We start from the raw sequence: 20385 nt of genomic DNA, 5'->3' as shown, positions 1-20385 counted from the left end.
GCCCACACCTGCGTGTTCAGCCGTTCTCGGCGGCGCTCTCCCTGGAGCGTAAACTCCTGTCGACTGCGAAGAGTTCGGCCTGCTGCGCGTCCTCGACCGGGATATGGACGGTGTGAGCGACGCGACGCACTCGTCGACGAGATCGCTAACCGCGGCCACGGGAATGTCGCAGTCAGCCATCTCGAGGATCTGGCGGGTCTCCGCTCTGGCCGCCCCGCACAGGCCTCAGACACTCGCAGGAACAGTTCACACGCGGTGTCCACCGAACCTCTGACTCAGGTCACTAGGGAGCGCCTTCCGGCTCTCGCCAGGTGGCGCCGGCCGTGTGGACGTCCAGGGGGATGCTGCCGACACGGTACCCGCGTTCGTCGAGCAGGTGGCCGCTGAGCTTCAACGGCCAGAGGGCCACGGCCCGGTCGGTGATGTCCAGGCCGGGGGCGCGCTGGGCGAGTCGTACCTCGAAGCGCTGGGCGTCGGCGAGGGACTTCACCCAGGCCACGACCAGGACGTTGTTCCGGCCGGTGAGACCGGTGCACAGCCGTACCTCGCGGGCGCCGGTGACGGCGTGGGAGACGCTCTCCAACTCCCGCGCGGGCACCCTCCCCCAAAGGATCACCGTGACCGGCCACTCCGACAGGGGGCGGGCCACTTCGCAACGGGGCTGGAGCATGCCGGCGGCCAAGAGCCGGCCCAGTCGGCGACGGACCGTGTCCGGGCTCGTTCCGCAGGCGTCTGCGAGGGCGCGGTAGGTGGCGCGGCCGTTCATCGAGAGGGCTCCGATGAGGGCGTAGTCCAGATCGGTGAGGGGGAAGACAGGGGTCTCGGAGCGGGGAGCGCCGGCGTCGGCGAGACGGGCGATCTGGGAGCTGTCCAGGGCGCGCAGCCGCCAGCGGCTGCCTTCGGTGTAGACGGTGCTCGCGAGGTGGGTGCGGGTGGCGACGATGCCCTGCATCGCGCCGATGCCGCGAGTCACCCAGTGGGTGAGCGCGGCGAGGTCTGCGGCCATCACCGTGAGCAGGAGGTCGCGGTCTCCACTGACGTGTTCGACGGCGGTGACGTGGGGCAGCTCTGCGAGAGCCCGCGCGACGGCCAGCAGGCTGCCGCTGGCGCAGTCCACCTCGACGACGGCCAGCAGTCCCTGCCCCGCCGAGGCGAGGGCGGGCGACGGGGAGCAGCTGATCCAGGCGGCGCCGGCATCGGTGAGCCGCTGCCAGCGGCGGGCCACGGTGACCGCGTCGAGTCCGAGGACCTCGCCGATCTCGCTCCAGCTGGCACGCGGGGCGATCTGTAGCGCGTGCACCAGCGCCTGGTCGACGTCATCGAGCGCCCGCATCTGCCCGTGGGCGGAATTCCGTACCGACGGGCGCACGGAATGCTGCGTCATTCGCTGCCCCCTGCGCGTTTCCTGCGATCTGGGTCGGCTGGACGGGCCAGGACTTCAGTCTTGCCCCACCGATGGCCGGAACCGTATCAGGAGGTTGACGCAGCATGTCAGTACTGGAACGTGCCAGGGAGCTCCAGCCCGATCTCGTGCGGCTCCGCCGCTCGCTGCACCGCGAGCCGGAGCTCGGACTCCGGTTGCCGCGTACGCAGGAGAAGGTCCTCACCGCCCTCGACGGTCTCCCTCTCGACATCACGCTGGGCCGGGAACTGACCTCGGTCACGGCCGTGCTGCGGGGTGGCCGCCCGGGCGGCGCGGTGCTGTTGCGGGGTGACATGGACGCGCTGCCGGTGGACGAGCTGACGGGGGTGGAATACGCCTCCCGGATGCCGGGCCGTATGCATGGCTGCGGGCACGATCTGCACACCGCCGGGCTCGTCGGCGCGGCGACGCTGCTCGCGGACCGCCGGGAGAGCCTCCAAGGTGATGTGGTGTTCATGTTCCAGCCGGGCGAGGAGGGGCACAACGGGGCGGGCGCGATGATCGACGAGGGCGTCCTGGGCGCGGCGGGCAAGCCGCTCGACGCGGCCTTCGCGCTGCACGTCTCGGCCAATCGGCTGCCAGGTGGATGGGTCGCGTCCCGGCCCGGCACGGTCATGACGGCGTCCGACATCCTGCGGGTGACGGTGCGCGGCGAGGGCGGGCACGGTTCGGCACCGCATACCGCCAAGGACCCGGTGCCGGCCGTCTGCGAGATGGTGACCGCGCTGCAGAACTGGGTAACGCGCACCTTCGACATCTTCGACCCGGTGGTGGTGACCGTCGGGCGGCTGCACGCCGGTACGCAGCACAACGTCATCCCGGACACGGCCGAGTTCGAGGCGACCGTACGCAGTTACTCGGAGGCCAACCACGAGCGGCTGGCCGCAGGGCTGCCGCGCCTGATGCGCGGGATCGCGGCCGCGCACGGCCTGGACGTGGACGTGGCGTACGAGATGCTCTATCCGGTCACCGTCAACGAGCCGGCCGCGACGGCGTTCGCGCTGGACACGGCGCGCGAGCTGTTCGGCGCGGGCGAGGTGTGGGAGGCGCCGCAGCCCGCCAGCGGTTCGGAGGACTTCTCCCTGGTGCTGAACAAGGTGCCCGGCGCGATGCTGCTGGTCGGCGCGGCGCCCGAAGGCGTGGACGTGGAGAAGGCGCCGCAGAACCACTCCCCGCGTGCGGTCTTCGACGACCGGGTGCTCCATCGCCAGGCGGCGCTGCTCAGCGAGCTCGCGGAGCAGCGGCTCGCCGCAGGGGCCTCGGCATGACGGCCCCGCGCGGGCCGGCGGAGGTCGCGGCGCCCCGGGTGACCGCCGTAGTCGGCCTGCTTGTCGTCTTCGAGCTCGTCAGCGGCTTCCTCCAGGGTTCGGCGCCGGCGCTGGTACCTGCCGTTCAGGACTGGCAGTCCATCAGTGCGTCCCAGGCGCAGTGGTACATGGCGGTGCAGTTCCTCGCGGCCGCGGTCGCGGTGCCGGTGTTCGGGCGCCTGGGAGATCTTTACGGGCACCGTCGGCTGACCCGCATCGCGCTGGTCTGCGTCGCGGCAGGCACCATCCTGGTGGCCTTCGCGCCGAATCTGACGGTGCTGCTGGTGGGCCGTGCCCTGATGGGGCCACTGGCGGCGCTGCTGCCGCTGGAGATCGGCCTCGTACGGGACCGGCTCGACCTCGACGGCGGCCGGAGGGCAGTGGGGCTTCTCGTCGGCGCGCTCACCCTCGGCTCGCTCCTGGGCCACGGTCTGGTGGGCCCCCTGCTCGCACTCACCGGTGGCGTCCGGGCCACGCTCTCGGTCCTCGCCGCGCTCGCGTGTGCCTGCGCAGCCCTGTCGTACTGCGCGATCCCGGAGTCACGGACGCGTGCACCGGGCCGGATGGACTGGACCGGGGCGCTGCTGCTCGGCCTCGCGCTGGTGCTGTTCCTCGGCACGACTGCGCGCGGCGCGGCATGGGGCTGGGCCTCTCCGCTCACCCTGGGCGGTCTCGTGCTCTCCCTGACCCTGCTCGCCTGGTGGGTCCGGCTCGAACGGGACCGGCCGCACGCACTGGTCGACGTCCGGGCGGTGGCCCGTCGGCAGTCCGCTACGTACTATGCCTCCGGCTTCCTCTTCGGCGCGGTGATGCTGGGTGGGCAGGCGGTCGGCATCTCGTATCTGGCCGCGTCCACGGCCGACGAGGGCTACGGGTTCGGGCTCACGACCTGGGAGATCAGCGCGTGGGGCGCTGTGCCGCACGTGCTGGCCTTCGGTGGGGCGAGCCTTGTGGCCCGGGTGGCGGCCCGCACCGGCTACCGCCGTGTGCTGCTGCTCTCCTTCGCGCTGATGGCGGCAGGGAACGTGGGGCTGATCGCCACGCACACCTCTCTGCCGCTGTTCGCCCTGGCGTCCGCCGTCGCCGGCTTCGGCATGGGCCTGGCCTTGGGCGGCCTGCCCACTCTGATCGTGGAACGCAGCGCCACGGACCGGACGGCGAGTGCGACCGCCGTCTACAACAACCTGAAGACCCTGGGCGGCAGTGTCGCGGGCGCGGGCTCGGCGGTCGTACTCGGCTCCCTTGTCGTCGCAGGTACGGAGGTCCCGGCGCTCTCCGCGTATCTGACGATCTGGGGGCTGAGCGCGCTGCTGTGCGTGGTCGCTCTGGTTCTCCAGATGCTTACCGGTCGTGAGGTGAATGCTCGGGGTGCGGCGGGGGACCTCGGCTCCGGAGCGGGTACGACGGGCGGCGCGGCCACGCCGGATCCCGCTCGGGCGGCTTGAACGTGACGTTGCGCCGGGTGGCGGCCCGCCGCTGACCCGACGACTACACGCATCGGCTCACCTGTTGTGTGACGAGATGAGGTGGGGATATTCGCGTGGCGAACCGCCCGTACCGCAACTGTCCTTGGCTCACGTGCAGTCCTCAGCCCCACCGCTTCCCCGCCGCCTTCGTCGACGAGCACACATTCCGTGAGGCGTGATGGTGATCGCGAGGCCTGCAAGCGAGGGGCTTGGTCGGGGGCGGCCGAGCTGGTCGGATGCGGCTCCATCCAGATGTGGCTTGTAGGGATCGAGCCGGCTGGGCTGGGGCTGACACCGTGACTTCAGCGCGGGGCGGCACGGCGGGCGGTGTTCGGTGCCATGTGCAGTTCCTCCCCTGGTGGCCTCATGGATGCTGCGCCCTTGGCCTCCTATGGGGCCTGCAGACTACGTTTCGGTCGCGGCTGCTGACTTCGGTCGGCGACAGTTCCTCCGCCGTGCTCGCCGGTGCAGCGGAGGAGGGGCCCGCGGTTCTCGGTGCGTACGACGCCCGCACAGGCTGTTGTTGCAGTATGAGCGCCGTACGATCAACTCCACCAGAACCGCGCTGAAGTGCGGAAACAGCATCGTTACGAGGCCATGGCCGCCCACCTCGATCCCACATGACGCATGCACCATCACCGTGGCCAAACCTCGTAGATCGCCCTCACGGAATGCGTGCCAGAACCCTGTAATCACCTACGAAGCCAATGGTTACGCCGGGTGCACAGAGGTGCCGGACCTCTGGATGAGTGTCGGACAACGACGCGCACCATGGGCCTACGGATCAGAGCAGGAAGTGTGGCGCTCGACTGTGATCTCTCACCTCCACGAGAACAGCTTCGGCTCTTCTCCTCGGCATCGCGACCGCGAGCGCCTCTCCCGCTAGACCCCGGCCGTCGCCTCAACCACCCGGATACGGTACGAAGGCCGGTGTGAACGAACAGATTCAGCCCGCGACCGTTCGCGTGTTCATCGCCCTCGCCCCGCCCGACCACGCGAAAGAAGAACTGGCCCGGGAACTGCGTCCTGCCTATGACACACATCCGCACATGCGGTGGAACCGCATCGAGGACTGGCACATCACCCTGGCATTCCTCGGGGAGCTGCCGGTCGAGACCGTTCCGCTCCTGCGCCGGCCTCTCGCCGGCCTTGCAGCGAAGCACCAACCACCCCGCTTGGCACTGCGCGGCAGCGGAAGCTTCGACGACCGGGTGCTGTGGAGCGGAATCGACGGAGACCTCGATGAGCTGCACATGCTCGCCGCCGATGTGCGTACCGCGGTCAGGAGCTGCGGTGTCGCCTTCGAGGATCGGCCCCTGCGCCCACATCTCACATTGGCCCGTGCCCGCCGAGGGGATCGATCCTCGGCGGCTGAAATCGCCGAAGGCTTTGCCGGATTCACCGGCTGCCGATGGCCTGCCGAACGTCTGCACCTGGTCGGCAGCAACGTCGGCCGTAGCCGTGGACCGATCCACTACCGCGACATCGAGGCCTGGGCCCTCGGCAACGGGAACTGCACTGGATCTTGAACGAACCAAAGCGAACCAACCAGAGCCCTCCGACAGGTAGTACTCGACCCGGCAGGCGAGGTAGTGGCCGAGTGGGGCGACGTCGCCTGCGGGCGGGGTGCGTAGGGCCTCGGTTCAGCTGGGTGACGGCGACGGTCCGGAAGCGACAGCATCGTCGACAACGGCCTGAGGAATCTCAGCGGGCGGCTTCCCCTTCTCAAGCCGGTCGACCACAGGCGCAATAGCCTCGTACATCCGTCGGGACAGCTCCTCGACGGAAGGGTTCGCGTTGAGACCGCCGCTCAGGACTCCTCCAGGGTCTTGAGGTAGTCCACGAGCTGGGCGCCGGTGAGGGTGATCTCGACCAGGCCCCGCTCCTTGGCGGGGCCGCTGAGGCTGCGGGGCTTGGCGCCTTCGTGCGAGTCGGTGGAAAGGTGTCCCGGCTTGGTGCGCCCCCAGAGGTCCTTGGTGCAGGTGATCTTGAAGGAGGCGACGCCGGCGGCCTTCCGGAGACGCTCCGAGTGTCCGGCCGGCGGGTCGTCCGCACAGCCAGTGACGAGAGCGAAAGCGGCCACGGCGGCCAGAACAGCGGAGGTGGCGCGACGGCGGCCGCGGAGCGGGTAGGTGATCACCGGCCGATCAATCGCCTTGGCTCTTCCCGGGGGGCCAGCCCGGCCGGCCCATCACCGCCTGGGCCATGGGCGAACGGCTCCGCAAGCTCGGCATCCGGCTGGCGCAAGCCCGCTCGACCGCCCTGTTCCAGCTCGCCACCCAGCTTCCCGCCGCGGTCCTCGCCCGCACCCTCGGCATCGACATCACCGTCACCGTTAAATGGCAGCGAGCCGCCGCCGGAGACTGGGGCGCCTACGCAGCCGAGATCAGCCGCCGCGCACGAATCCAGGAGCCCACATGACACACCGCGCCGAACAGGCAGCGAATCAGGCCGAGATGTCACGCAAGCGGGCCGACGAGGTGGAGGAGCTCATCGATCGAATCACGCGCTGGGCCGCAAACCGCCAGGACATCGTCGGCCTGCTCCTTGTCGGTTCATACGCCCGCAACACCGCGCGCCCCGACTCCGACATCGACATCGTCCTGCTCTCGACAGACCAGACCCAGTACTTCAACAACACCTGGGCCCACAAGCTCCCACTCGGCAAGTTCCTCCGGACTCAATCGTGGGGCCCCATCACCGAACGACGTTACGCCACGGACTCGGGCTTGGAAGTTGAGATCGGTATCGGGTCTCCGGAGTGGGCACGCACAGCCCCAGTCGACCCCGGAACACTCCGCGTCGTCACCGACGGCGCCCGACTCCTGCACGACCCCGCAGGAGTCCTTGCCTCTCTCATCCAGACATGCTGTCCCTGACGACCCCGCCAGAGGCATTCGTCTCCTGTCTCGTTGCGGAGGCGGCTGGTGCCCGGCCCGCCTATGAGGAGTGCTTGACTTGGTGGATCTGCGGTTTACGGCGCTACGGGAGTACTCGAAGAGCTGGCGGTGATGCGGCACCACGTGCTCAGGAGTTGCGTCAGTTCGGGGTGGATTCGCGGGTGAGTCGTCGGCTCACGAGGTCGATCATTGCGGTGTGGATCATGGCTTCGGAGCGGTGTGAAGGGGCCTCGTAGTCGCGGGCGAGGCGTGTCCCGGCTCCGAGCCGCCGAGCCTGAACGCCAGGGCATCAAGCCCTTGCACCCGAGGGCTCCCGGGCGCCGACCTCCATCCCTACCCTTACGCACATGTCGATCACTTCTCACATACCCGTTCTCCACACCGGCAGGGAAACCGTCGCGCTCGTGGAGAACGATGTGCTGACCGTGCGCCGTCCGTACGAGCAGACGCACATCCCGCTGAAGGCCATCAGCCGTGTACTCGCCGAGGGACAGTCCGTCACAGTCGAGCTGACCGCCGCGGCGAGCACGGATGGGACGCACGTCCACCGGGTCTGGGACGTCGCAGACTCCGCCGCCGTCGCCTTCGCCGACGCCGTGAACGCGGCTCTGCCAGGGCGGAGCGAGAAGACCGAGGCGATCGACGGCGCGGACCTCGTCTGGGGCGAGCGCCTGTACCAGCCGAGCTACCGGAACTGGCTTCGCCGTATGAAGCGCGGCGCACGTCGCGACCCTGGTGGCCATCGCCTCATGCGTGCTCGTGAGCTTCACAGGAAGCCCAGCCGCCATGATCTTCATCATCCCGTTCAGCTTCTTCGGGATACTGATCCTCACGTCCGGCGCGTTCCTCGCCTACGCACCGGTCGAGGAGCGGTACCTGCGGAAGCATGGAATCCGGACGGCCGCCATCCGGCTCCAGGACCAGCCCGGCGAGTACGCGTACACGGATCCGGGCGGCGTGGTCCGCACCGTGCGGCACTCCATCCCGACCTGGAGCATCGAGGCGGCGTACGACCCACGCGACCCCGGCCGCGTGCTGCCGCTGCAGTCGCGGGGCCGGCGGATCCGGGACGCCATCCTGGTTGTTGTCATCCTCGGTATCGGCCTCCTCTTCGTCGGCGGGGCCGTCGCGACGGTGATCGGTGCCTTCCTCGGCAAGTTCGACAGCTGACCCGAGACGCGGCCAGATGAGGCACATCGACCTCAGTCGTGTCCGCAAGGGAACAACGGGCCAGTTAGCCCGTGGCCGCTGTTCTCGGGTCTTTGCCAGGTGGTCAGTCTCACCGAACCTTGACCCCTCGGCTGTTTGTCTCATCGAACTTTGACCGCCGCAGGTCAAGGGCAGATGGCCCCCAGGCCTGGCAGGCGCTGCGTGACCGGACGACGCACTGCCGTCTGCGGTTTCCACCTCGAGAAGGTACGGCTCGCTGCGGCCTTACGCACTTCTCCGCAGGGCCCTACCTTTGCGTCATGGAAACTCGGCGTCCCGCCTCGCTTACGGAAGTTGTATTACCCGTGACAGCCGGATGGCGGCTGATGTTCGTGCGCAGCAGGGGCCACGAGCTGGCTAACGCGCTCGGCGGGAGCATCATGGTCCCGCCGGTGGTCGCAGCCCCGCTTCTGCTGGCCGCTCTGGTGCCCGCCGTCGTCTGGGGGAACGCACTCATCTGGGGCAGTTTCTGGGTCCTACTGACGCTCACGGTCGTCGCGGTGGTCGTGCTCGCCGCAGCCATGCTGTTCGCCACGGTCTCCCTGACCGTGCGGTGGGTCGAGCTCCGCCCCCTGGGGACTCCGGCCCAGTTCGTGATCGCCCGCTTTCTGCGTTCGTCGACCACGGCGATGGCTGATCTGCAGCGAGTCGTCGTCATCGAGCGACTCAGGCTGGGGCAACGACGGTCGATCAAGGTGGTGTTTCACACCCGCAGCGAGAGGGTGGAGTGCGAACCGGGGCCGTCCGCACCGCTCTCCCGGGTCGACGCACAGGAGCTGACCGACTGGTTGAGCGAGCAACTCGGCCAGGTCCAGGTGGCGGTAGAGCGTCAGACGGAGGTGCAGCGAGACTTCCTGCGTCCGGACGAGTGGTGGACCCAGTCCCACACCGCCCAGCTGTGGCGGGTACCCATCGGCGAGGTCGACGGCATAGCCGCCCAACGCGGCGTCGAACTCCATCGGTACACGCCCCGGACGAGCGCGATGTACAGCCCTGGCACTTCGGTCACCGTCTACGACCCCGGCCGGGCCTACGACGTCGCCGAAGAGCTCCGCGCTGAACGAGCCGCCGGCCAGGCCGCCGACAGCACGGCAGCCCCCGGCCCGGCCGAGGACGACGCAACGGATTCCCGCTGACTGGGTCGGGCCGGTCCTGACCTGGCTCGGAGACTGCTCGCCATGAGCGGGCGGATGGCACCGCCTGCGTGGTGACGAAACCCGTCGGAGCCAACCCGAAATCCTCTCCGTGAGGCCGCACCGGCTCGGCGACGGGGTCCGTGCCGCCGTCGACACGGCAACCACGCCGACCGCACGGCTCGCCCTGGCCCTTGCCGCCGTCCACGCCAGCCCGGCCGAAGGCAGTTCGTGAATTCCAGCTCGACGACGTGGACCTGGGCAATCGCCGCCTGACGGTCAAAGTCCGATGAGACAACGCCGGGTGGTCAAGGTTCGGTGAGACTGACCAACCTTCGGGGAGACGGGACACTCTGGTGTTGACCACGGTCAACACGCCTGCCACGACCAGGGCCACGGCGATCGGGCCAGGCAACCTGCTAGACGTGCTCTCGAACCGCCTCGATCAGGGCATTCAGCTCGGTCGTAGAGAGAGCCGAAGCGATCGCCGCCGCTTGGGCTGCTGGCGTCCTCCCGAGCTCCTTCATGAGGACCTGCGCGTACTCCTCAGCCTCGCCGGTGTGCTCTGCCGAGCGACCTTGAGATGGCACGGGTGACTTGGTGGGAGGTTCGGAGACAGCGGTCCCGGAGTTGGCCGATGGCTTGCGCTCGGGTGCCTGCGGGGTACGTGGACAGCCATTCCGGACGTGCCCGCAGGCAGCTCGCCCTCGCCCTGCGCAGCCCGTTCAGGACGCTGAAGCGCGAACGGGTGTCCGCGTACGCTTGAACGTGCTCAACCCCGTACAGGTGAACGTGCTCAGTTGATGATGCGCTGACCAAGGGTCCTCGTCAGCCCGCAAGGACCGTCGACGGCGTCCGGCAACCGGGCACTTCTCATGCCACCTTGATGACGACCTTGCCCGAGGCGTGAGCGTTCTCGACGGCGGCGAGGGCGGCCGGGGCTTCGGAGAGCGGATGGACTGCGGTGATTACGGGTGCGAGCACTCCGTCGAGGGCCAGCCGGGCAGACCGCTCCAGGTTCTCGCGGTCGACGCGACGCTCGACGAAGCGCCCACCGAGATCGGGCACAGACGTATCACCCACAGCAATGACGTTGCGGGGATCCCGGGCCAGCGGAGCGACCGTCCGCAGCGAGGTGCCTCCGACCAGGTCGACGACCCCGTCGAAGCCGCCCGGCACCAGCTCGCGTGCCGCGCCGGCGACGTCCTCGGCGGTGTAGTCGATGAACCGTACCCCCATGCCCTCGGCGTGCTCGCGTTTGGCCGCACTTCCGGTGCCGATCACGCGCAGCTCGCGCCCGATCGCCAGTCGGGCGACGGCGAGGCCGACCCCACCTCCGACCCCGTTGACCAGGACTGTGGCGCCGGCCGGGAGGCCGAGTTGGTCGAGCACGTCCACCGCGGTCGTCCCGGCCACTGGCAGCGTTGCCGCCACGGTCACGGACAGACCCGCCGGGATGCGCGCGGTGTTCGGTGCGGACAGCACCGTCGTCTCGGCGTAGGTGCCACCACCGGTCAGTGCGAAGCCGAAGACGGCGTCGCCCACCTCGAGCCCGTTGACGCCCTCGCCCCGGGCGAGAACGGTTCCGGCTGCCTCCATGCCCAGCACGCGGGGAAACGGACGCCCGCCGTCGAGCCCGTCGACCAGGCCTGAGCGCAGAAGGTGGTCAAGGGGATTCACGCCGGCGACGTCGACCCGGATCAGCACCTCACCGCGACCGGGTACGGGATCGGGACGATCGAAGAACTCCTGCACCTCGGGCCCGCCATACCTGTGAAAACCCCATGCCTGCCCCATCTTCGGCCGCCTCTCGTATGACCAACCCGGTGACTCCGGGCGCTGTCGCCATCCTCACCTCTGACACTGATGTCAGGGGCAACCGGCTGAGATGCAGGTCACAGAATCAGGTCGACTGCGCCACCGATTGCGGGGCCGTGGACAGCTCCGCCCGGTGCCTGCTGTTGGCCCTTATCAGCGTGTCGAGCGCATCCCGGGTCTCGATCAGGTGCGCGATGTCGGCGTCGATCCGGTCGCGTTCGCGCATCATCGCGGTGAACGTCTCCTCGGCGATGCCCAAGTCATCCGGGATGTCCACGCACGGCAGCACAGTCGCGATCACCCGGCTGGACATCCCAGCGTCGAACATTTGTCGAATGAGCGACACGCGCTGGACCGCAGCATCGGAATAGTGACGCTGCCCTGCGTCGGAGCGTGAGCTGGTCAGCAGCCCCTGGTCTTCGTAGTACCGCAGTGAGCGCGGACTCACGCCCGTGCGCTGTGACAACTCGCCTATCCGCATCCTTGAGAGCCTACGTCCGCGGCCTCCAGGTTCAGACCGCCGATGAGTCACGCACGCTTACGGGCACCCCTCCGCAGGGTTGCCGTCCCGGCCCCACGACTGGGCACGTTCGTCTGTACACGCCTGAGTAATTTCCTCAGTACGCCGACAACGGGTGGTCTCCTGCGACTCCGCCCAGCACCTTCGCGTCGGCAGCCCGACAGGGATCCCCAATCCGGTCCCCAGTGACCTGCTGGCCAACGCGTTGCAGCAGACGAAGACCCCGCTCGGGCGTCTGATCCTTGTCCTGGCCGCTGTCCACGCCGTGCCCGTCCACGAACTCCGCACGATCCTGACCTGCGACCTGGACCTCGCACGGGGCACCCTCGTCATCCGTCGCGGTCTTCGGCGGCACACCCTCTACCTGGAGGAACTCACTCATCAGATCGCCGCCGCCTGGCTTGACCACCGACACCGCCGCTGGCCCGCCTCGACCAATCCCCGCCTGCTCGTCAGTCAGAGATCGGCGCTCGACCCCGACCACCCCGCCGTCGGTAAGACCCTGCTCCGTTTCGACGTGCCGCCGGGCCTCACGCTGGTCCGCCTGCGCCAGGACCGCATTCTCAACGAAGCGTCAGAAACAGCGGATCCCCTCCGGCTTATGAGGCTCTTCGGGACCACGGAGAAGACCGCCATGCACTACGTGGGGACCGCCCATCCCGAACGCACGACCAAGCTGCCGAGGTGAGGCTGGCCGTCAGCCTTCCGTGGCATCCGCATGCCACGGGGCGCCTGCTCGGGTAGGGCGCCCGAGTCGCCGGGCGCCGCGGCGGCGAGAACACCAGCGGCCAGCAGAACGACGCCGGAGGCAGCGGCGATCTTCATGTGGCCGTAGCGGTCGACGAGCCAGCCAGTGAGCGGGGAGGGCAGGTACATGGCGCCGATGTGGATGCCGATGACGAGGCCGGAGGCGGCCGTGGAGTGGGCCGTGGTCGTGCATGTGGACCGGCGTCATCGTCATGATCGCGACCATCACGAGCTGAGTGAGGACCATGACCAGCGCACCCAGGACCACGCCTCCGCGGCCCTCGCTGGTGTCGGCGCCATCTGCGGCGGGCGGGTCGGTCGCGGCGTCGGCTTCCTTGGCCTGGGCGACGGCGCGGGCCAGGAGCAGCGGGTCGGGTCGCAGCCAGAGGGCGAGGACGAGCGCGGCCAGCGCGTAGGCAGTACCGGAGATGACGAACAAACCGGCGAGGTGAGGGATGCCGAGGTGTTCGGCGAGGGTGCTGGAGGGGGCGGCGAGGTTCGGTCCGGCGACGCCGCCGAGGGCTATGGCGACCAGGACGGTGGAGACGGCGCGGGCGCGGTGGCCAGATGGGGCGAGGTCGGCTCCGGCATAACGGGCCTGAAGGTTGGTCGCGGAGCCGGCGCCGTAGACGAACAAGGCGATGAACAGCAGGACGGGATTGTCCAGGACAGCGGCGGTAATGACCCCGGCTGATCCGATGGCGCCGGCGAGGTAGCCGGCGGCAAGGCCGGGGCGTCGGCCTCTGGCCTGGGAGATGCGGCCCACGGTGACGGCGGCGAGGGCGGAACCGGCGGTGAACAAGGCGCTGGGCAGCCCGGCCCCACCGGTCACCTCGCCGATCGCATCGGCCGCAAGCCCCTGATCGTCTACGGCATGCTCGTCCAGGCCGTCGGCTTCGTCCTCGCCCTCGTCCTGCAGGAGCGCCCGCTGCTCGCGGGCGTCTTGTCCGCGGTCTTCCTCGGTCTGGGCACGGCCATGGTCTACCCGGCCCTCATCGCGTCCATCTCCGACCACGCCCACCCCGCCTGGCGGGCCAACGCCCTGGGCACCTACCGGTTCTGGCGCGACATCGGCTACGCCGCCGGCACCCTCGTGGCCGGTGTGCTCGCCGCCTGGCTCGGCCTGAACGACACCGTCGTCGCCGCAGCCGTTCTCACCGCCGCCTCCGGCTTGCTTGCCGCCCGCTGGATCACCGAGCACCGGCCCCGACGCCCGCTGAACGGACAGCCTGTCCCGGCCGCCACCGGGGCAGGCTCTCGGCGACCCGGCCTCCGCCCGCAGCCATTGGGTTACGTGCGTGCGCTGTCGACTCGTGGGGCGGGCTGCTTCGGCCCTTCGGGTTCTTTTGCTGCCGATTCAAGCGCGAGAAGAACGAGCCCGGCGCAGATCGGCATGTAGACGAAGGTGTCAGCTGACTGCCACGGCTCGCCCAGAAATGTCAGGGAAATCAGCACCAGCAGCACCGGCTCGACGTAGCTGAGCACCCCGAACAGGGAGAACGGCAGGACGCGGCTGGCGGTCAGGTACAGCGCGAACCCGGCGGCGCTGAGAAGCCCAAGCAGGACAAGGCCGGCGATCAGCTGTGGGCGGTGGGTGACCGTGCCGAGGGACGGCTTGGCCGCCAGGACGAAGACCGAGAAGGGGAGCATCGCGATGAGCTCGAAGAGTTGGGCGGCGGCGGAGTCCAGGGCGAAGGCGCGTCGGCTGATGAAGTAGAGCGGAAGCCCCAGTGCGACGAGCAGGGTCGGCCAGCGCAGCCCGCCGGCGACGACTACGGCCGCCGTGACTCCCGCAGCGGCGCAGAGCACGGCCCCGATCCGCCAGCGGGAGAGCTTCTCGCGGTAGACCGCGACGCTGACCACCACCATGACTAGCGGCAGGATGAGATAGCCCAAAGAGAGATCGAGGCCGTGCCCGCTCTGGGGCGCCCATCCGAAAAGCCACAGTTGCAGCCCCAGAAGAGCGGCGTCCACGACCAGGGCGCCGGCCAGATGCGGTGTTGCGCGCAGACGGCCGACCAGCGCCGCGGCCTGGTCCCACATCCGCGCCGCGCAGAAGAAGGCAGCCAGGAAGGCGACCATCGCGATGATGCGGTATCCCAGGATCTGCTCGGGATCCAGCGGCAGAAGGTGTGGGGGGATCATGAAAATGATCCCGAAGATGACCGACGCTCCGACCGAGGACGAAATCCCGGACACAGGGGCGGAGGGGGTGCGGGCGTTCATGTGAGCGTAAGTGCTTTCCGAGAAGAGACGGGGAGCGTGAGGGGCCGAGCGACGGCGGCGACCTCCAGCGTCCCCCACCTCGCCGGTAAGGTCCAGCGATGAATCATGGAGCTACTTTGATCGGGGCGGGCACGCCACTGCGGGTGACCTCGCCGGTGAAGCCCAACTCCCGAAGCAGAGCGCGGGACGTGTTGCTGTCATAGCCCCGGTCGAGGTTGACGTTCACGACGTCCGGCAGTGGCCCGACCTGGTCCATGGCTGCATGGAGAGTCGGTCCGAGCGGGGGGCGAGTCGTGGCGGTTGGCTCCCGCCGCGACCAGGCCGAGCGGGACGCCGCATGCGTCAGTGGCGACCAAGCGTTTCAGGCCCTGCTTCCCGCGGTCCACCGGGGACCGGCCCCACTCTGGCCGGCACATGGGGCCTTGGTGATGCAACCGTCCACGGATATCTCGGACAGTTCCAGGCCTGCCATCCGGTCGTACGCTTCCAGCGCGAGAACGTGCACCGCTTCGGATATCCCCTGCTCACCCCACTCTTTGACACGTCGACGGATGGTCCGGTCAGAGCATCCGGGGCTGGAGACCCATTCGTAGCCCGAGCCGTTGGCCAAAGCGAGCACCACGTGCTCGAACACCGTCCGGTCGGGGACACGGCGGCGGTGGCAACTAAGCGGTGGCCCGCTGCGAACTCCTCCCGAGCGGGCAGGAGCGCCACGGACTGGTTCCAGAGGGGTTCGAGCAGGCAAGATGGCAGTGCGGGAACAGCTGTCCTTCGTGATCACTGAGCGTAGAGAACTCCATGATCACGTGGGCCCGTGCCCGTTCTGATGCTCATCCATCTCCGGGCATCTGCTGCTGGAACGTCTGAGAAGGAAGCTCAGTCACCCGTTGCCCCGTCGGTCCGCTCTCGCAGGAAATCGGCGTGGCCGTTGTGGCGGGCGTACTCCTGGATCATCAACATGTAGACCCAGCGCAGGCTGAGGGGAACTCCGTAAGAGGACATAAAGGTCTCGTCGAGTTCGTGTCCGGCCGCCGCCGCGTCGCACGCTTTGACCTCGGTCTGGAAGAATCCGAAGTCTCTCTCCGCATTGGCTGCATGTACTCCGTCGATTCCCTCATTGCCATCTGACGGGCCGGTGAAGACGTCTCCGATAGCCTCACCTGCGAAGCTTCGCCGGAACCACCACCGCTCCACTTCCGCCATGTGCCGGACCAAGCCCAGCAGGGTAAGGTCCGACGGCTCTACGGTCGTCCGCGCCAATTGGACCGGCTCGAGCCCAGCGCACTTGGCCTGCAACGTTTCCCGGTGCCAGTTCAGCCAACCCTCCAACATCTGACGCTCAGTTACGGTACCCAGCCCGCCTAGCTGCTGGGTACGCACGACCGATGGCGCTGTCCATGTCATGGATCCACCCTGCACCGCCGCCTGGGAGGGTTCAAGCCGGTGGAGGGACCACCGATCGGTGATCGACGCGATCGCATGGAAGTTCCAGACGGGATCGCAGTGGATCCACCCTCCCCCACAAGTACGGCAACTGGCGAGGCGTCTACAACCGGCTGCACATGTGGGCCATCGACGGCACCTGGGAGCGGGTGTTACCACGCTCGTCGCGCAGGCCGACGCCGACAAAGACCGCAAGTGGGCCGTTTCGGTGGACTCCACAATCGTGCGCGCACACCAGCACGCCTCCGGAGCCCGCATGACGGGCCCCAGCAGGCGAACCGCCAGACCACGCCACCGGCCGGTACCGCGGCGGACTGACCCCAAAGATCCACCTCGCCTCCGCTGCCCACTGCAGGCCATTGGCCTTCGTGCTCGCCGCCGGGCAGGCCGACGACGCACCCGCCTTCGCAGGTCGTGGCTTGCTCAGGTTCTCGCGGATTGCGCGGGAGGAGAACGCTTTGTCGGCCAGTACTACATCCGGTCTGGTCCGGGGCCGTCCTCGGCGTCGCGGAACGTGAAGGCGGAGCGCGGTATCCGGGCGGTCATCCCTGTTCCGGCAGATCAACCTACGGCCACCGCCTGCGGCGCGGAAGCCGAGGCTGCAGGCCACCAGACTTCGACCGCGAGGCATACGTCGAACGGTGCATCAACCGCCTCAAGCGGTGGCGGGACATCGCTACCCGGTGCGAAAAGACCGCGCCCATCTGTCTGGCCGGGCTCCACATCGTGGGCATCTTCCTCTGGCCTGCCCGGTGATCCGAGAGAAGCGGCCTGGCTCACTCGCTCTCTAGTGCCGTGCGCACAGCCTTGGAGTTCGCGCTCTCAGTCTCGACTAGATTGACCGCCTGATCGACAAGCCAGGTGCCGCGTTCGTCACGGACGAGCCGCAGCGCGACATGAACGACCATGTCGCGTCTCACGGAGTCCACAGTCACCCCCAGTCCGATTCCCGCCGGGTGCGGACCGAAGGCCGAGACCTCGACCGCCTCACCGGTGCTCACCCGCGCGTCCCGGTTGTCGCCGGGTTTGGGCGCCGTAGTACCTTCGACGCACTCGGCGATAGTGTCCATCCCCCAACTCCGCCGCAGGCGTTCGGTACGGGCCTCGCAGGCGGCCTCCCAATCATGGTCCAATTGGGCCTGCTGATAGGCCCGAGCGGCCTCGATCGCAGCCGTCGCGCGTTCCTTACTCCCGCCACCGCCCCCGCCCCCGCTCGCCGCGCCATCGGTACCGCCGCAACCGGCCAGTGGCAGGGTCACCGCCATCATGAACATCCCAGCAGCACGTCCCACCCGAGCAGCCACGTTTTGTCCCCCACCTCTCATCGGCCCTTCCCGGAACCGGTAGGGAGGATTACAGCACAGGACCGGAGCAGTACCTGACGGCTCTAATGCAGCAACAACCGCTTCGAATCCGTCGAATGTTGGCCAGACGCGCGATGCACGTCCTGCACGGGGTTCGTGCTCACCGACCGTTCATTCGCCTTCGCCCGCTGGTCACAGGAGTCGATCTTTGCGACCCGGGACAGAGACATCCGGCAGAGCAGCGAGGTGCGGGGTTACTCACGCGCCAACTGGGCTGCATGGTCACGACAGTTGTGAGTGCCTGCCGCAGTTGGCCTGGCTGGCCAGATGCGTATCCAATCGGGTACTACGTCCCGTCTACTGCCCCCGCCGACTACGGCGTAGACGAGTCTGCGTGAGGGGCATCGACATCCAGTGTTGGACCGCCCTGTGGTGGGAGGGAGCCCGTCGCGGTACCTCCGGCGGCTGCCTCAGCGTCCGTGGCGTAGCGCGGTATACCTGAGTGGGTCAGCACGACGTGTGGCACCGCTGAGTGCGCTCGCCGCCCGGGCGGCGAAGATGTTGGTGTGCGGGGCTGACGGAACCGGGTAATGTCTTTGTCATTTACGAGTGAGAGCGTGACGGGCCCCCGCTGACGTCCTTCGACGTCGCCGCCCGTCCCCCACCGATGAATCCGTAGATCACTCCACATCATTACCGGGAGAACCCATGACCGTGAGCAAGAACATCAACAACCCCGTGGGCATGGGCGGCGGCCAGCGCAAGAAGCTGTCCCGCGCCGAACGGCAGAACAACGGCCCGCACCGCAACCTCGACCGCCAGGGTGCGGCCGACCAGAAGGCGGAGCTGGTGCGCAAGATGCGCGAGAAGGCAGGCTCAGCTGAGGGCGCCGGGTCGGCGGGCGACGACACCGCACAGAGCTGACGCACTGCCGCAGCGGCGGCACCGCACGGGGCAGGGCCCGGACCGCGACGCGCGGGCCGGGCCCTGCCGCCGTATCGGCTTTGCTGCCGTGGTGGGCGCGGCCGCCAGCGCGTTCCCCGTGCCCAAGGTCCGTCTCGCCTTTGTCCCGCGCTGACCCCACTCGCCTTCGTTCTGACCGAGGGGCAGGCCGCCGGTAGCCCCCGATCGTCCTGGTCCTGGACCCGATCAAGGTCCGCGGCTCGGTCGACCGTCCGTACACCCGGCCCGACGCGTCGTCGGCGACAAGGCGTATTCCTCCTGCGCCAGCCGTGCCCACCTGCGCAACCGGAACCGCAAGGCAGTCATCCCGGAGAAGGCCGACCAGGCCGCGAACGTACGAAGAGGGACCGCGAGGGGGGGAGAGCCCGTCAGCCACGACGCCGAGCTCTACCGAGATCGCAGCAGCGTTGGACACTGCATCAACAAGATCAAGGCGTAGCGCTGCCTGGCGGCCGGCTACGGCAAGACACCCGAAAGCGACATCGCCGGCCCCCACCTGCGCGGGGCGGTGATCCAGCTTCGCAGCTGACCCTAAAGCGCGAGCTTGAACCCTTCGTGGCTGCGTACGAAGCCCAGCGCGGCATAGAAGCGGTGGGCGTCCTCGCGCTGCTTGCTGCTCGTCAGTTGGACAAGCGCGCAGCCACGCGCACGTGCCCGCGCGACCATGCACTCCATCAAAGTCCGGCCAAGGCCGTCACCACGCCGGTCCGCGCGGATTCGCACCGCCTCGACCAAGGCTCGCTCGGCGCCGCCCTTGCCGAGCCCTGGGATGTACGTCGCCTGCAGACAGCCCACCACCGCGCCGTCGCCCCCCTGGCTGTCGGCGTCTTCGACCAGGACCAGCATTTCGTTGCGCGGGTCCCTGTCAATCGCCGCGAAGGCGCGCTCGTACGCCTCCGTAACCGTAACCGTCGCCGGGTCCACCACCCGCTCCTCGTCGGCAAGCAGGGCGAGCGTCGCGGGCAGGTCGGCTCGGGTCGCGGAGCGCAATGTGAGAGCGGGCACGGGTCCGGAAGCTGCAGACATGGCATAGACCTTAACCGGACGCCCAACGGAAGCTTCAGCCCTGCTCAGCCACATGATCACGACTGGAAACAGGTTCTGGAGCAGGCAGGGTTCGCGATCCGGGTCCACCTGCCCTCCACCCCGAGGCTCAGACAAGCCAACCAGAACGCTTGATGCCTGCGTTCTCTGGTGCAACATCAGTCTGCTCAGCCGCGGGCCTCTACCTCGGCGCTCTGTGGCACCGGGGGTTGAACGCTTGCTCACGAGGCGGCGAGTGCGTTTCGCCAGACGGGGCTGTCGACGTAGTGGTTGTCGTACCGCTCCGAGGACTCCGCGATCTTCTTCGGGTCGGTCTCACCGCGCATCACGCTGCCGAGGAGGCGCAGGTAGTCGAAGCGGCCCATCCCGGGCGTAAAGATGAACAAGACATCTGCCTTGCAGCCCGGGGCCGCCGCGAAGGCGTGCGGAGTGCGCGGAGGCACGGCAAGGAAGTCACCGGCGTTCAGGACGGTGATCTCGTCGCCCACCAAGACCTGGAGGGAGCCGCTGATGACGAAGAAGAGCTCCGTGGCCTTGGTGTGGAAGTGAGCGGGAGCGCCGACGGCCCCTTCGGCGAAGGTGGAGCGGTACGTGGTGAACCCGCCGCCCGGTCCGTCCGTGTCGGCCAGCAGCGTCATCACGCTGCTCGGGTCGGCGCAGGTCTCGGCCTCCGCAGCGCGGGTGAGGAGGGCGGCGAAGTCGGCGTTCTTGCTGTCCATGGTGGTGTCCCCTTCGGTTCCGCAGCGGGCTCGCTGTCGTTGTGATCACCACTGTATGAAGCCGGAAGACCCTGCGTAGAGTGCAATTCAGTGCCGGAAAGAACGGTCAATTTTCGATCCGTCCTGCCCGCCGGAGCGCGTGAGAACGCCCGTGATGCCATCG

Annotated in this window: 20 protein-coding genes and 4 pseudogenes; 11 read left to right on the top strand and 13 right to left on the bottom strand. The window is 68.5% G+C overall.

The window, feature by feature from the left end:
• Positions 1-283: 283 nt before the first annotated feature.
• Positions 284-1384 carry an Lrp/AsnC family transcriptional regulator gene (locus AC07FA_RS17455; protein WP_479076389.1) on the bottom strand — a complete coding sequence of 367 codons (1101 nt, stop codon included), beginning with the start codon at positions 1382-1384 and terminating at the stop codon, positions 284-286.
• A 104-nt stretch (positions 1385-1488) separates the two neighbouring features.
• Between AC07FA_RS17455 and AC07FA_RS17450 the strand changes: the two genes are divergently transcribed.
• The 3 genes from AC07FA_RS17450 (at position 1489) to thpR (ending at position 5725) form a co-directional block, all read left to right on the top strand.
• Positions 1489-2691: a M20 metallopeptidase family protein gene (locus AC07FA_RS17450; protein WP_479076388.1), complete on the top strand. Its 1203-nt coding sequence runs from the start codon at positions 1489-1491 to the stop codon at positions 2689-2691.
• A complete protein-coding gene (locus AC07FA_RS17445; RefSeq protein WP_479076386.1) occupies positions 2688-4175 on the top strand; it encodes an MFS transporter in 1488 nt (495 codons plus the stop codon). Before AC07FA_RS17450 ends, AC07FA_RS17445 begins: the two co-directional genes overlap by 4 nt.
• A gap of 953 nt (positions 4176-5128) precedes the next feature.
• Positions 5129-5725 (top strand): RNA 2',3'-cyclic phosphodiesterase, encoded by a 597-nt coding sequence (gene thpR / locus AC07FA_RS17440; protein ID WP_479076384.1) that lies wholly within the window; start codon positions 5129-5131, stop codon positions 5723-5725.
• Positions 5726-6006: 281 nt separating this feature from the next.
• On the opposite strand, the gene AC07FA_RS17435 is transcribed toward thpR, so the two are convergent.
• Positions 6007-6336: a hypothetical protein gene (locus AC07FA_RS17435; RefSeq protein ID WP_479076383.1), complete on the bottom strand. Its 330-nt coding sequence runs from the start codon at positions 6334-6336 to the stop codon at positions 6007-6009.
• A 65-nt stretch (positions 6337-6401) separates the two neighbouring features.
• On the opposite strand from AC07FA_RS17435, the gene AC07FA_RS17430 reads away from it, so the two are divergent.
• Together AC07FA_RS17430 and AC07FA_RS17425 are read left to right on the top strand one after the other, a co-directional pair.
• A complete protein-coding gene (locus AC07FA_RS17430; protein WP_479076382.1) occupies positions 6402-6617 on the top strand; it encodes a hypothetical protein in 216 nt (71 codons plus the stop codon).
• Positions 6614-7075, top strand: a complete 462-nt coding sequence (locus tag AC07FA_RS17425; RefSeq protein ID WP_479076381.1) for a nucleotidyltransferase domain-containing protein — start codon at positions 6614-6616, stop codon at positions 7073-7075. The genes AC07FA_RS17430 and AC07FA_RS17425 overlap by 4 nt, the downstream gene beginning before the upstream one ends.
• 160 nt (positions 7076-7235) lie before the next feature.
• On the opposite strand, the pseudogene AC07FA_RS17420 reads toward AC07FA_RS17425, so the two are convergent.
• A pseudogene (locus AC07FA_RS17420) lies at positions 7236-7346 on the bottom strand (IS5 family transposase); the annotation flags it as partial.
• Between the two features lie 536 nt (positions 7347-7882).
• On the opposite strand from AC07FA_RS17420, the gene AC07FA_RS17415 reads away from it, so the two are divergent.
• From AC07FA_RS17415 to AC07FA_RS17405, 3 genes are all read left to right on the top strand, one after another.
• Positions 7883-8266, top strand: a complete 384-nt coding sequence (locus AC07FA_RS17415) for a hypothetical protein (RefSeq protein WP_479076380.1) — start codon at positions 7883-7885, stop codon at positions 8264-8266.
• Between the two features lie 344 nt (positions 8267-8610).
• Positions 8611-9441 carry a hypothetical protein gene (locus AC07FA_RS17410; RefSeq protein WP_479076379.1) on the top strand — a complete coding sequence of 277 codons (831 nt, stop codon included), beginning with the start codon at positions 8611-8613 and terminating at the stop codon, positions 9439-9441.
• A gap of 109 nt (positions 9442-9550) precedes the next feature.
• Entirely contained in the window at positions 9551-9673 is a 123-nt protein-coding gene (locus tag AC07FA_RS17405) for a hypothetical protein (RefSeq protein ID WP_479076377.1), read from the top strand.
• Between the two features lie 638 nt (positions 9674-10311).
• On the opposite strand, the gene AC07FA_RS17400 is transcribed toward AC07FA_RS17405, so the two are convergent.
• Positions 10312-11193, bottom strand: coding sequence for an NADP-dependent oxidoreductase (locus AC07FA_RS17400; RefSeq protein ID WP_479076375.1), 882 nt, complete (start codon positions 11191-11193; stop codon positions 10312-10314).
• 148 nt (positions 11194-11341) lie between these two features.
• Positions 11342-11737 carry a MerR family transcriptional regulator gene (locus AC07FA_RS17395; RefSeq protein ID WP_479076374.1) on the bottom strand — a complete coding sequence of 132 codons (396 nt, stop codon included), beginning with the start codon at positions 11735-11737 and terminating at the stop codon, positions 11342-11344.
• 154 nt (positions 11738-11891) lie between these two features.
• On the opposite strand from AC07FA_RS17395, the gene AC07FA_RS17390 reads away from it, so the two are divergent.
• A complete protein-coding gene (locus tag AC07FA_RS17390) occupies positions 11892-12464 on the top strand; it encodes a hypothetical protein (RefSeq protein ID WP_479076372.1) in 573 nt (190 codons plus the stop codon).
• A gap of 53 nt (positions 12465-12517) precedes the next feature.
• On the opposite strand, the pseudogene AC07FA_RS17385 reads toward AC07FA_RS17390, so the two are convergent.
• Positions 12518-13379 (bottom strand): annotated as a pseudogene (locus tag AC07FA_RS17385) (MFS transporter); the annotation flags it as partial.
• An 18-nt stretch (positions 13380-13397) separates the two neighbouring features.
• Here AC07FA_RS17385 and AC07FA_RS17380 point away from each other — a divergent pair.
• Positions 13398-13922, top strand: a complete 525-nt coding sequence (locus AC07FA_RS17380; RefSeq protein ID WP_479076371.1) for an MFS transporter — start codon at positions 13398-13400, stop codon at positions 13920-13922.
• Here AC07FA_RS17380 and rarD read toward each other — a convergent pair.
• From rarD to AC07FA_RS17355, 5 genes and pseudogenes are all read right to left on the bottom strand, one after another.
• Positions 13814-14749, bottom strand: coding sequence for an EamA family transporter RarD (rarD, locus tag AC07FA_RS17375; protein WP_479076370.1), 936 nt, complete (start codon positions 14747-14749; stop codon positions 13814-13816). The genes AC07FA_RS17380 and rarD overlap by 109 nt on opposite strands.
• 115 nt (positions 14750-14864) lie before the next feature.
• Positions 14865-15502: pseudogene (locus tag AC07FA_RS17370) on the bottom strand (transposase); the annotation flags it as partial.
• A gap of 123 nt (positions 15503-15625) precedes the next feature.
• Complete coding sequence (locus tag AC07FA_RS17365; protein ID WP_479076368.1) at positions 15626-16153, bottom strand: DinB family protein; 528 nt, start codon at positions 16151-16153, stop codon at positions 15626-15628.
• Positions 16154-16616: 463 nt separating this feature from the next.
• A pseudogene (locus AC07FA_RS17360) lies at positions 16617-16712 on the bottom strand (IS5/IS1182 family transposase); the annotation flags it as partial.
• Positions 16713-16968: 256 nt separating this feature from the next.
• Positions 16969-17466, bottom strand: a complete 498-nt coding sequence (locus AC07FA_RS17355; protein WP_479076367.1) for a hypothetical protein — start codon at positions 17464-17466, stop codon at positions 16969-16971.
• A 738-nt stretch (positions 17467-18204) separates the two neighbouring features.
• On the opposite strand from AC07FA_RS17355, the gene AC07FA_RS17350 reads away from it, so the two are divergent.
• Entirely contained in the window at positions 18205-18420 is a 216-nt protein-coding gene (locus AC07FA_RS17350) for a DUF6243 family protein (RefSeq protein WP_479076365.1), read from the top strand.
• A 570-nt stretch (positions 18421-18990) separates the two neighbouring features.
• Here the strand turns inward: AC07FA_RS17350 and AC07FA_RS17345 are convergent.
• Together AC07FA_RS17345 and AC07FA_RS17340 are read right to left on the bottom strand one after the other, a co-directional pair.
• Positions 18991-19485: an N-acetyltransferase family protein gene (locus AC07FA_RS17345; protein WP_479076604.1), complete on the bottom strand. Its 495-nt coding sequence runs from the start codon at positions 19483-19485 to the stop codon at positions 18991-18993.
• 239 nt (positions 19486-19724) lie between these two features.
• On the bottom strand, positions 19725-20222 hold the full coding sequence (locus tag AC07FA_RS17340; RefSeq protein ID WP_479076364.1) for a cupin domain-containing protein: 498 nt from the start codon (positions 20220-20222) through the stop codon (positions 19725-19727).
• Between the last annotated feature and the right edge of the window lie 163 nt (positions 20223-20385).

The organism is Streptomyces sp. NPDC045968, assembly GCF_056430475.1.
This window is presented reverse-complemented; position numbering and strand designations above follow the sequence as displayed.

Bases quoted from the DNA above. Each gene is read 5' to 3' on its own strand.
- AC07FA_RS17380 (WP_479076371.1), top strand. From the start codon at position 13,398: ATGCTCGTCCAGGCCGTCGGCTTCGTCCTCGCCCTCGTCCTGCAGGAG.
- AC07FA_RS17340 (WP_479076364.1), bottom strand. From the start codon at position 20,222: ATGGACAGCAAGAACGCCGACTTCGCCGCCCTCCTCACCCGCGCTGCG.
- AC07FA_RS17445 (WP_479076386.1), top strand. From the start codon at position 2,688: ATGACGGCCCCGCGCGGGCCGGCGGAGGTCGCGGCGCCCCGGGTGACC.
- AC07FA_RS17355 (WP_479076367.1), bottom strand. From the start codon at position 17,466: ATGTTCATGATGGCGGTGACCCTGCCACTGGCCGGTTGCGGCGGTACC.
- AC07FA_RS17430 (WP_479076382.1), top strand. From the start codon at position 6,402: ATGGGCGAACGGCTCCGCAAGCTCGGCATCCGGCTGGCGCAAGCCCGC.
- AC07FA_RS17395 (WP_479076374.1), bottom strand. From the start codon at position 11,737: ATGCGGATAGGCGAGTTGTCACAGCGCACGGGCGTGAGTCCGCGCTCA.
- AC07FA_RS17350 (WP_479076365.1), top strand. From the start codon at position 18,205: ATGACCGTGAGCAAGAACATCAACAACCCCGTGGGCATGGGCGGCGGC.
- AC07FA_RS17415 (WP_479076380.1), top strand. From the start codon at position 7,883: ATGATCTTCATCATCCCGTTCAGCTTCTTCGGGATACTGATCCTCACG.
- AC07FA_RS17365 (WP_479076368.1), bottom strand. From the start codon at position 16,153: ATGACATGGACAGCGCCATCGGTCGTGCGTACCCAGCAGCTAGGCGGG.
- AC07FA_RS17450 (WP_479076388.1), top strand. From the start codon at position 1,489: ATGTCAGTACTGGAACGTGCCAGGGAGCTCCAGCCCGATCTCGTGCGG.
- AC07FA_RS17455 (WP_479076389.1), bottom strand. From the start codon at position 1,384: ATGACGCAGCATTCCGTGCGCCCGTCGGTACGGAATTCCGCCCACGGG.
- rarD (WP_479076370.1), bottom strand. From the start codon at position 14,749: ATGAACGCCCGCACCCCCTCCGCCCCTGTGTCCGGGATTTCGTCCTCG.
- AC07FA_RS17345 (WP_479076604.1), bottom strand. From the start codon at position 19,485: ATGTCTGCAGCTTCCGGACCCGTGCCCGCTCTCACATTGCGCTCCGCG.
- AC07FA_RS17425 (WP_479076381.1), top strand. From the start codon at position 6,614: ATGACACACCGCGCCGAACAGGCAGCGAATCAGGCCGAGATGTCACGC.